A 9683-nucleotide genomic window follows, 5' to 3' on the forward strand; every position below is an offset into this window, starting at 1 on the left:
AGCATAATGCCACTGCAAGTAAGGACAGAACAGGTTTGTTCTCCGGACAACCTGATTTCAAAATCACAGCACAAACGGGTAAGATTATTTCTGATTGGTGTCAGCTTGGTATTCCTGCTACAAAGCCTTTCCATGAGTTCATTCAGGAATGTGAAACCATTGATGAATTAAGAGAACTCTACCTGTCAAACCCTGAATTTCAGCAATCTCATTTGAGCTGGTTCAACCAAAGAAAAGCCCAATTACAACCTCCTTCCAATCTTGTTTCACCTCAAAATTCCTCCTCCAATGGAACTGCAACTCATTAATAATCATCACTTGGCTCCTATTACTAAACCAACAATCATTCCCCTTTCTTCTGAAAATTCATTCATTCAGGCCAATACACTTCCTATGCCTTTGATAGAATTGGAAAAAAATCACCTGATTCCAGTTTTTGTGAAGGATAATGAACCTGTCATTTCCCATCAGGATTTTATTAATTCTTCTTTGGAAATTATTCACCAACTGTTTCCCAATGAATCCATTCTTGCTCCTGCTATCCGAGTTTCACATCCTATCAAAGGGAGAATACCTGAAGCTAAGGATAAAAGAGCCAAAGACCTGCTTCCCCATAAAGAAACCCTTTATTTTGAAAGGATGATGTTTGTAGTAGAAATACCAACCATCAGAGACAGCATCAATGGCAATGAGCTTTCTTTAACCATTGGGGGAGTAAAATCATACAACTTGGACAATCTGTACAATCGCAAAGGAGCCGATGAACATTTCAAAATTTTCATTGGTTTCCAAAATAAAGTGTGTTGTAACCTCTGTGTTTGGTCTGATGGATTGGTTCTCAATCTGAAAGCCAAACAGCTCTCTCAGTTGATGAAAGGCATTTATGAGTTGATTCTGAACTACCAAATCAACAACCATTTGAAAGCTATGCAATCCTTTACTGATTTGTACCTTACAGAACACCAGTTTGCAACCCTGATTGGAAGAGCAAGATTGTACCAGTTTCTTCCTCCTAACGAAAAAAAGGAGGTGACCAAACTAAATTTTGTAGATTCTCAGATTAACCTAATTGCAAAAGATTATTATCAGGATGATTTCTTCTGCAAGGCACCCAATGGTAACATCAACCTGTGGAATGTGTACAATCTGTTCACAGGAGCCAATAAGCAAAGCTACATTGATTCTTTCTTGGGAAGGTCTGTGAATGCTTTTGAGTTGGTGAGCAGTCTTGGAAAAGCAGTTCAAAATCAGGAATACAATTGGTATTTGTCTTAACTCATTGAAGATGGAAACAATTGCTCCTGATAAGTTTGAACAATCCAACTACTTAGACCCTTTTTCCATCATGGTAGTAAATCAAAAAGGGGAGCTAAGAAGGCTATATTGCCCATTTATTGTGATTTGCAGAAGGGAATGAGAAGGAGTCTTGGAAGGAAAACAGTATAGGGTAGATATGGTTAAATTAGAGCCTCCCAATCTTATTTTGTTTGTCATTTCAGGGAGAACTTACTCTCATTCTTTGTTCTGTATTTTCCTCAAAGGATAAGCTGAAAGTAGTAGAAATGGTAATCTGTGTATCAAATTGTGTATCAAATAAAAAAAGCACTTACAAGTTTTATCTCATAAGTGCTTGATTTTCAGGGCTCCCGAGGCTGGGCTCGAACCAGCGACCCTCTGATTAACAGTCAGATGCTCTAACCGACTGAGCTACTCGGGAATTTTGGACACCTACTTAGTTTTCGATTTTGGTGGTGCAAAAGTAGAAGTTTAAAGAATTGTAAGCAAGGATTTTTTTGAAAATTTCACTTTTAACTCCTTATTTTTTACAACATTTTTACTTTTGTCACTTAAAGTCAGTAGGTTACACTCGTTCTAAAATTAATGCTTTTATCCGTTGTGCGTCTCCTTTTGTGAAATTTTCTATAACAATCTCAGGTCTTGCCCGTGGAATAACACGAATAGTGGCAAAAAACATGCCGCTATCAATCTCAACCCCTGAAATATCACTATAAAATACAAACTGCTCGGTGCCGCCAATCAATTTTTTCATTTTAAAACTAACTCCCTTATCTGTCAGATGTACTTCATTTGGTCGGACAGGGTCTTTGATGCTGCTTGATTTGAATACTTCGTTCATGGTATTTTTAAGATTTATAATTGGCAGTTTATTTAACTGCCTGCGGTTACGTAGACTATTTTCTTTGTTTCAAAAAATTCTTCGTCAAACAATTCATATAACTCAAAGATACGGTATTTACGTTTGAGTTCAGCCATTTCTTCATCTAAATCGCCCCCTTTCAATGCCAAAATCCCGTTTCGTATAGGATGTACATGGTTACGGCTGATTTTATTATGTACCCAACTATAAAGCGATGTCATCCTTGCAACGGCACGAGTCACTACAAAATCGTAATCGCCATCAGCTTGTTCGGCACGGCAGTGTTCCGCTCTTACGTTAGTTAAATCTAAGGCTTTGGCTACTTCTTCCACTACCTTAATTTTTTTGCCAATACTGTCTACCAAATGAAACTCAGCTTCAGGAAACATAATCGCTAACGGGATTCCCGGAAAGCCGCCTCCCGTACCTACATCTAAGATACTGGCAAACTCCCGAAATTGAACTATTTTGGCAATACTTAACGAGTGCAGTACGTGCCTCTCGTAAAGATTTTCAACATCCTGCCGGGATATGACATTGATTTGGGCATTCCAATAAGCGTATAATTCACCCAACTGCCCAAATTTGTCTTTTTGAGTAGGGGTTAATTTAGGGAAATATTTTTTTATAATTTCCATTTCAGTTACCTCCATCTTACTTTTTTTCGACGATTAGCCCATAGTACAAAGGACATAATAACGTAATAAATAAACAAAATAAAATCCATAAACGGAATCGCAAACCACCCAACTGATTTATAAAGTTTTTTCGCAGCGATTCCCAATACTATCCATTGACTGAGAAGACGAAGGGTAAAGAGACTGCCTGCCACTATAAAAAGCCCCGGCTGGTTTGGAAAAACAACAACACACCAAATTGCTAACCCTAAGAATAATAACCAAGTTAAAACATGTGTCCCTGAAAGGAAAGCCAAGCGCATTTTATTGGCAGTTTTATAGTGTTTACTGACGGATAAGTGTCGTTTTTTTTGCCAATACCAATCATGCCAAGTCGCTTTAGGTATTGAAACCATGAACGTATCAGGGTCTGTACAAACGGCGGTGTTTTGATTATTTGCAATTTCATTCATTAACAAATCATCGTCTCCGCCTGTAATTCGTAAGTGGGTATAAAATCCTTTGTTCTTTAAAAATAACGATTTGCGATACATTAGATTACGACCAACTCCCATATAAGGGTTACTGGCCAATGCAAATGAAAGATACTGGGCTGCTACATAAAAGGTTTCAAAACGAATCAAACGATTGAGAAATCCTGCTCGCTTTTTATAAGGCGAAAATCCTAATACAATCTGTTTATCATCGGTCAAATGAGTTGCCATTCCTTTAATCCATTGATCGGTGGTTGGACGGCAATCAGCATCTGTTAACAAAATAATATCGTGCTTTGCACTTCGGATGGCAGTAGTGATGGCGTATTTTTTGGGTGTTACATGGTCATATTCCTGTTCAATATGAATAAAACGCACCTTTGCCCATGCTTTAGCTTCTGTTTCAGTAAATTCTTCGGTACCGTCCCAAGAACGGTCATTCATCACGATGACCTCGTAAGAAGGATAATCCTGGTCGTCGAGCATAGGTAACAACTCGCGAAGATTTTCTAATTCATTATGGGCGCATACGATTACTGTAACAGGCGGAAAATTCTTTAGAGCATCGGGTACCCTTTTGAAAAGCAACCTCGTAAAGATCAATAAAATGTAGTACAATTGTACCAAGATTACTGAAGCAAAAAGTCCCAGCAGAATGTTTAATACAGGATTTGAAAGCCAATCAGAGAAGTAAAGTATATCCATGCAGTCATAAAAAGTCCGCAAATATAAGGGGGGATTTCGGGATACTGAAAGTTAAAAACTGGATAAACCCATGAAGCCTATTATTTTTGTAACAAAATTCAATTATTTAAGCACTCTAAAGCATTCACCAATCTATTTTTAATGACTTTCGATTTAGTTACTAAAGACACAGCCACTAAAGCCCGCGCCGGAATCATTCATACAGATCACGGGACCATTGAAACCCCGATTTTTATGCCCGTTGGAACGGCTGGAACTGTAAAAGCGGTACATCAGCGCGAGTTACACGACGATATAAAAGCTCAAATTATTTTAGGAAATACGTATCATTTGTACCTAAGACCGGGCTTAGATATTTTAGAAAAAGCAGGAGGCTTACATAAATTCAACGGATGGAATAAGCCTATCTTAACCGATAGCGGTGGATACCAAGTCTATTCTTTGGCGGGCACAGGGCGGAAAATCACCGAAGAAGGAGTAAAGTTTAAGTCTCATATTGATGGCTCTACCCATTTTTTTACACCTGAAAACGTCATGGATGTACAGCGCCAGATTGGCGGAGATATTATAATGGCCTTTGACGAGTGCACACCTTACCCTTGTGACTTTTCCTATGCGCGTCAGTCTATGGAAATGACGCACCGCTGGCTTCAACGTTGTTGTGACCGTTTTGATACTACTCAGGCACAGTATGGGTATACTCAAACCTTGTTTCCAATTGTACAGGGGAGTACTTATAAAGATTTGAGAAAGCAATCAGCAGAAGTAATAGCAAGTATGGGGCGAGAAGGAAATGCCATTGGAGGGCTTTCGGTGGGCGAACCTGCTGAGGATATGTATGAAATGACTGAATTGGTCTGCGATATTCTTCCAGTTGACAAGCCGCGTTATTTGATGGGAGTCGGTACTCCCGAAAATATCTTGGAAAGTATTGCATTAGGTATAGATATGTTTGACTGTGTGCTTCCCACCCGCAATGCCCGGCATGGTATTTTGTACACAACACAGGGAGTAATTAATATCAGAAACGAGAAATGGAAAGACGATTTTAGCCCAATCGACGAAAATTTAGGAGGATATGTGAGTACCTTTTATGCCAAAGGTTACTTACGTCACCTGATAAAATCGGAAGAAATACTCGGGGCACAAATAGCCAGCGTCCATAATTTGACTTTTTATTTGTGGCTTGTTGGTCAGGCACGTAACCAAATTATTGCAGGTACATTTGCCCAATGGAAGATTGAAATTTTGAAAAAAATTACACAACGACTTTGAAAGTTGCCAGAAAAGAATTTTCTTTAGAGAACCAAAACATTTTTGAAATAAAAATTGAATCCCTACTTTTGTTGGAGAATCTGGTCAGGAAAGACTACTTTTGCAATAAGTAGATTTTGTAGAAGTTATAGATAATGTGAAACGTATCCCCCTTATTCAACATTACAAAAAGGTTTATTATGAAAAAAGTATTTCTGCTTATCACGTTCTTATTGTTAGGATCATGCTTGCTTGAAGCACAGGCACAGTATAATCCCAAAGCTCCTTACGAAGGTCCTTACAAGATGAACACTTGGTCTGTAAGTGCTTATGTAGGTCCCAGTCAGTTTTATGGTGACTTACGTGAGTATGATTTTTGGCCAGTAGGTATCAATAATTTTGACAGCCGTTCAGAGCGCGGTACTATGCACGTCGGATTATCATTAGGTAAGCAACTTACCTATCTATTTGGGGCAAGATTAGATGTAGGAGGCGGAAATTTGAAAGGAATGAAACGCCGTATCTATCAATCATATTTCAACGCCAATTATTTCCAAGCTGACGTTGCAGGGACTGTAAATATTAAAGGACTGCTTTTTGGCCCTACCAAAATGAAGCGTTGGAAAATGGATATTTATGGTGGTGCAGGCCAAATTTGGTTTAGATCAACCGCTTATTCACTTGGTTCAGGCCGTTTACAACGTCGTTCGGACGATTCACCTACCTTGCGGAATAATACTACAGAACTTAATAAAAAAGCTTCTGCCTATACTCAGGAATGGGTAATTCCCGTAGGATTTACTACTTCTTATGAACTAACCAAAAGCTTAGATTTAGGTATTGATTTTCGTCTCAACAACGTTAACACCGAAAAACTGGATGCTACAGTAGGCGGAGATCCTTCTGCAATTTATGATGGCGGTGAAGGCGGTCGTTTGTACGAAGGCGGTACTGCCAACAGTTTTTTAGGTACTCCTAAAGGAAACTCGGCACTTGATAAATATGGCTTCTTTGCAGTAAGTTTAACCTATAAATTAGGTAAAAATCCACTTCGTGTTGAGAAGAAAAACGGCAAATGGGCGTATAATTTCAATGCGCTTGATGCGGGTAAAGGTTTTTATCACCTGCGTTATACTGACCCTAAATTGTTAGTAAAACCACCAAAGATTCTTTCATTGGCTGAAATTGATTCTATTGCGAAAGCCAATAAGCCAAAAGACATTGACCCACGTTTATTGATAGATACGGATAACGATGGTGTATCTGACTATTTTGATAAGGAGCCTAATACTCCTGCCGGTAGCATCGTAACGGGTGCAGGTCAGAAAATTGACTTTGATAAATACGTGAAAGATGCACTTCCGGGTATGGCTTGTGCTGAAATTTTTGCCAACGTATTGTTTGATACTGATAAAGCAATCATCAAACCTGAATTCTATGACTTGCTTAATAAAGTAGTAGAATTGATGAACAAGACCCAATGCCGCCTGCAAATGGCCGGTCATGCTGACCGCCGCGCTTCTGACCGCTACAACGTGGCTTTGTCTGAACGACGTGTAAATGCAGTGAAGCAATACTTGTCTCAGGCAGGCTTGAAAGATCCAAATCGTATTTTGGTAGATGCTTATGGTTCATTTAAACCAATCGCAGATAACGGAACTGTGGAAGGTTTGAAGAAAAACCGTCGCGTAGAACTTAAATTGATGCCTTAAGTAACAAAGGATAAATATTTAGAAAAGACCTTGACACCCAACGTCAGGGTCTTTTCATTTGGTACTCATCCAACTCGTTTGCTATATTTGCGACCTGATTAAAAACTAAAATGTTCCAACAACTTCTCAAAAAAGAAAATCAGATAGCAATTATCGGCTTAGGTTACGTAGGTTTACCGATTGCATTGGAATTCGCCAAGTACTTTCGAGTCATTGGTTTTGATATTAACCAAGCGCGGGTGGCTATGATGCAACACGGTGAAGACCCTTCTCATGAACTCGAATCTTCAGTTTTTGAAGGAAAAGATATCACCTTTACGTCAAATCCTGAAGATTTACAACAAGCTAATTTTTTCATTGTCGCAGTTCCAACTCCCGTTGATGATTATAAAGTACCTGACTTAAAACCACTGATTAGCGCTTCCCACACAATTGGGAAAGTATTGAAAAGAGGAGATTACGTTATTTATGAATCAACGGTCTATCCGGGTTGTACTGAAGAAGATTGCTTGCCAATACTTGAAAAGGAATCAGGTCTGAAATTAGGGCAGGATTTTAAAATCGGCTATTCGCCCGAACGTATAAATCCAGGCGATAAAGAGCGAACTATTGATAAAATCTTGAAAATTGTTTCAGGCAGTGATGTTGAAGCATTAGAAGAAATTGCTCAGGTTTATGGGGAAATTATTACCGCAGGCATCTACAAAGCGCCAACTATTAAAGTAGCTGAAGCGGCTAAAGTAATTGAAAATACTCAACGCGACCTTAATATTTCGCTCATGAACGAGTTGGCGATTATTTTTGATCGGATGGGGATTGATACCAAAGATGTTATTGACGCTGCCGGAACAAAGTGGAATTTTATTAAGCTTTATCCGGGACTGGTGGGAGGACATTGCATCGGTGTTGATCCATATTATTTGTTATATAAAGCTAAAAAACTGGGGTATGACCCGCAAGTAATTCATAGTGGACGCCGTATTAATGACGGTATGCCGGCTTTCATTGCCAAGCGGTTGGTACAGATGCTGATTCAAAAAGGAAAAAGCCCTCAAAACGCCAAAGTATTGGTGATGGGGATTACTTTTAAAGAAAATGTATCTGATATTCGTAATTCAAAAGTGGCTGATTTGGTGAAAGAATTGATGAGTTTTTCCATCAATGTTCATATTGTTGACCCGTATGCCTCACCCAACGAAGTAGCGCACGAATATGGTTTAACTCTAATGGATAAACCCTCCAATGATTATGATGCGGTGATTGTATCAGTTGGGCACGATTCATATAAATTACTGAACGTTAGCTATTTTAGCTCTATTATGAATAGTCAACCTGTTCTGATGGATTTAAAAGGAATGTATAAAAATACAGACGAAAAAATAACTTACTGGAGACTTTAACTTCAGTTTACAGTTTACAGTCCATAGTTTATAGTTCATAGTCAACGGTAATTTTCTGTTGCCTACCGACTGTTGACTGTTGACTGCCAACTGTTGACTGTCAACTGCAAACTTTAAATGTACGATTATCTAATTGTAGGCGCAGGACTTTTTGGGAATGTATGGGCGCATGAAGCCACTCAAAGAGTGAAAAAATGCTTGGTTATTGACCGCCGTAACCACATTGGAGGAAATACCTACTGCGAAAATGTAGAGGGTATTAATGTGCACTACTACGGAGCTCACATTTTCCATACCAACGACAAAGAAATTTGGGATTATGTAAACTCATTCGTAGAGTTTAATCGCTATACTAACTCTCCCGTAGCCAATTACTATGGAGAGTTGTATAATTTGCCGTTCAACATGAATACTTTCTACCAAATGTGGAAAGTACGCACTCCCGAAGAAGCTAAAGCAAAAATTCAGGAACAAATTGACGCCGCTAATATCAAAGACCCCAAGAATCTAGAAGAACAAGCCATCTCTTTAGTGGGGACTGATATCTACCAGACACTCATCAAAAGCTACACCGAGAAACAATGGGGGCGTAAATGCGTGGATTTGCCAGCCTTTATTATCAAACGCCTGCCGGTGCGGTTTACATTCGATAATAACTATTTTAACGACCGTTATCAGGGCATTCCGATTGGTGGATATAACAAGCTTAATGAAAAGCTATTGGAAGGCAGTGATGTGCGTTTGGGAGTAGATTATTTTGCAAATAAAACGGAATTGGATGCCTTGGCCAAACAGATTGTTTACACGGGCCAATTGGACGAATATTTTGGCTTTAAGTTGGGCTATCTTGAATACCGCAGTTTACGCTTTGAACATCAAACTCTTGATACGCCTAATCACCAGGGAAATGCGGTTGTTAACTATACAGACGGAGAAACGCCATTTACACGTATCATTGAGCACAAACATTTTGAGTTTGGCACACAGGACAAAACGGTGATTACCCACGAGTATCCACAGGAATGGACACCGGGACAAGAGCCTTATTATCCCGTAAACGATGATAAAAATGACAAATTACTTCGTGAATACCGCAAATTGGCCGAAGCAGAGTCTGATGTAATTTTTGGTGGACGCCTGGCTGAATATCGTTATTACGACATGCATCAAGTGATTGGTTCGGCGCTTGTAAAAGTTCGAAAACATTTTGGAGAATAGAAAAAATCGGTACTTTATGAATTTACTTGCATGATGTAATTTTGTATCAAAAACGCTATGTCACTAATAGACGACCTAAGTGAGTTGTTACCGATAGGATATCCCTTTGAATTACAAGAGGTACA

General features: G+C 39.0%; 8 protein-coding genes, 1 tRNA gene and 1 pseudogene. 6 read left to right on the forward strand and 4 right to left on the reverse strand.

The features are described from left to right. Both Q0081_RS27960 and Q0081_RS27965 read left to right on the forward strand, forming a co-directional pair. Window positions 1-308 (forward strand): annotated as a pseudogene (locus Q0081_RS27960) (AAA family ATPase); the annotation flags it as partial. Beyond that, window positions 289-1275, forward strand: a complete 987-nt coding sequence (locus Q0081_RS27965) for a DUF3871 family protein (protein WP_298361309.1) — start codon at window positions 289-291, stop codon at window positions 1273-1275. The pseudogene Q0081_RS27960 and the gene Q0081_RS27965, both read left to right, overlap by 20 nt. A gap of 368 nt (window positions 1276-1643) precedes the next feature. On the opposite strand, the gene Q0081_RS27970 is transcribed toward Q0081_RS27965, so the two are convergent. The 4 genes from Q0081_RS27970 to Q0081_RS27985 form a co-directional block, all read right to left on the reverse strand. Next, window positions 1644-1717: transfer RNA gene (locus Q0081_RS27970), tRNA-Asn, on the reverse strand. Window positions 1718-1861: 144 nt separating this feature from the next. Beyond that, window positions 1862-2137, reverse strand: coding sequence for a hypothetical protein (locus Q0081_RS27975; protein WP_298361311.1), 276 nt, complete (start codon window positions 2135-2137; stop codon window positions 1862-1864). Window positions 2138-2169: 32 nt separating this feature from the next. Further along, window positions 2170-2796, reverse strand: coding sequence for a 16S rRNA (guanine(527)-N(7))-methyltransferase RsmG (gene rsmG / locus Q0081_RS27980; protein WP_298361313.1), 627 nt, complete (start codon window positions 2794-2796; stop codon window positions 2170-2172). Between the two features lie 5 nt (window positions 2797-2801). Beyond that, window positions 2802-3974, reverse strand: coding sequence for a glycosyltransferase (locus Q0081_RS27985; RefSeq protein WP_298361315.1), 1173 nt, complete (start codon window positions 3972-3974; stop codon window positions 2802-2804). Between the two features lie 141 nt (window positions 3975-4115). Here Q0081_RS27985 and tgt point away from each other — a divergent pair, with 141 nt between their 5' ends. The 4 genes from tgt (at window position 4116) to glf (ending at window position 9558) form a co-directional block, all read left to right on the forward strand. After that, window positions 4116-5249 (forward strand): tRNA guanosine(34) transglycosylase Tgt, encoded by a 1134-nt coding sequence (gene tgt, locus Q0081_RS27990; RefSeq protein WP_298361317.1) that lies wholly within the window; start codon window positions 4116-4118, stop codon window positions 5247-5249. A 179-nt stretch (window positions 5250-5428) separates the two neighbouring features. After that, on the forward strand, window positions 5429-6940 hold the full coding sequence (locus Q0081_RS27995; protein WP_298361319.1) for an OmpA family protein: 1512 nt from the start codon (window positions 5429-5431) through the stop codon (window positions 6938-6940). A 110-nt stretch (window positions 6941-7050) separates the two neighbouring features. Beyond that, complete coding sequence (locus Q0081_RS28000; RefSeq protein WP_298361321.1) at window positions 7051-8340, forward strand: nucleotide sugar dehydrogenase; 1290 nt, start codon at window positions 7051-7053, stop codon at window positions 8338-8340. A 117-nt stretch (window positions 8341-8457) separates the two neighbouring features. Beyond that, the gene (gene glf / locus Q0081_RS28005) at window positions 8458-9558 is read left to right on the forward strand and encodes a UDP-galactopyranose mutase (protein WP_298361322.1); all 1101 of its coding nucleotides are present in this window, start codon (window positions 8458-8460) and stop codon (window positions 9556-9558) included. Window positions 9559-9683: the final 125 nt, after the last annotated feature.

The sequence above is a fragment of the Runella sp. genome, from assembly GCF_027484545.1.
Lineage (GTDB): Bacteria > Bacteroidota > Bacteroidia > Cytophagales > Spirosomataceae > Runella.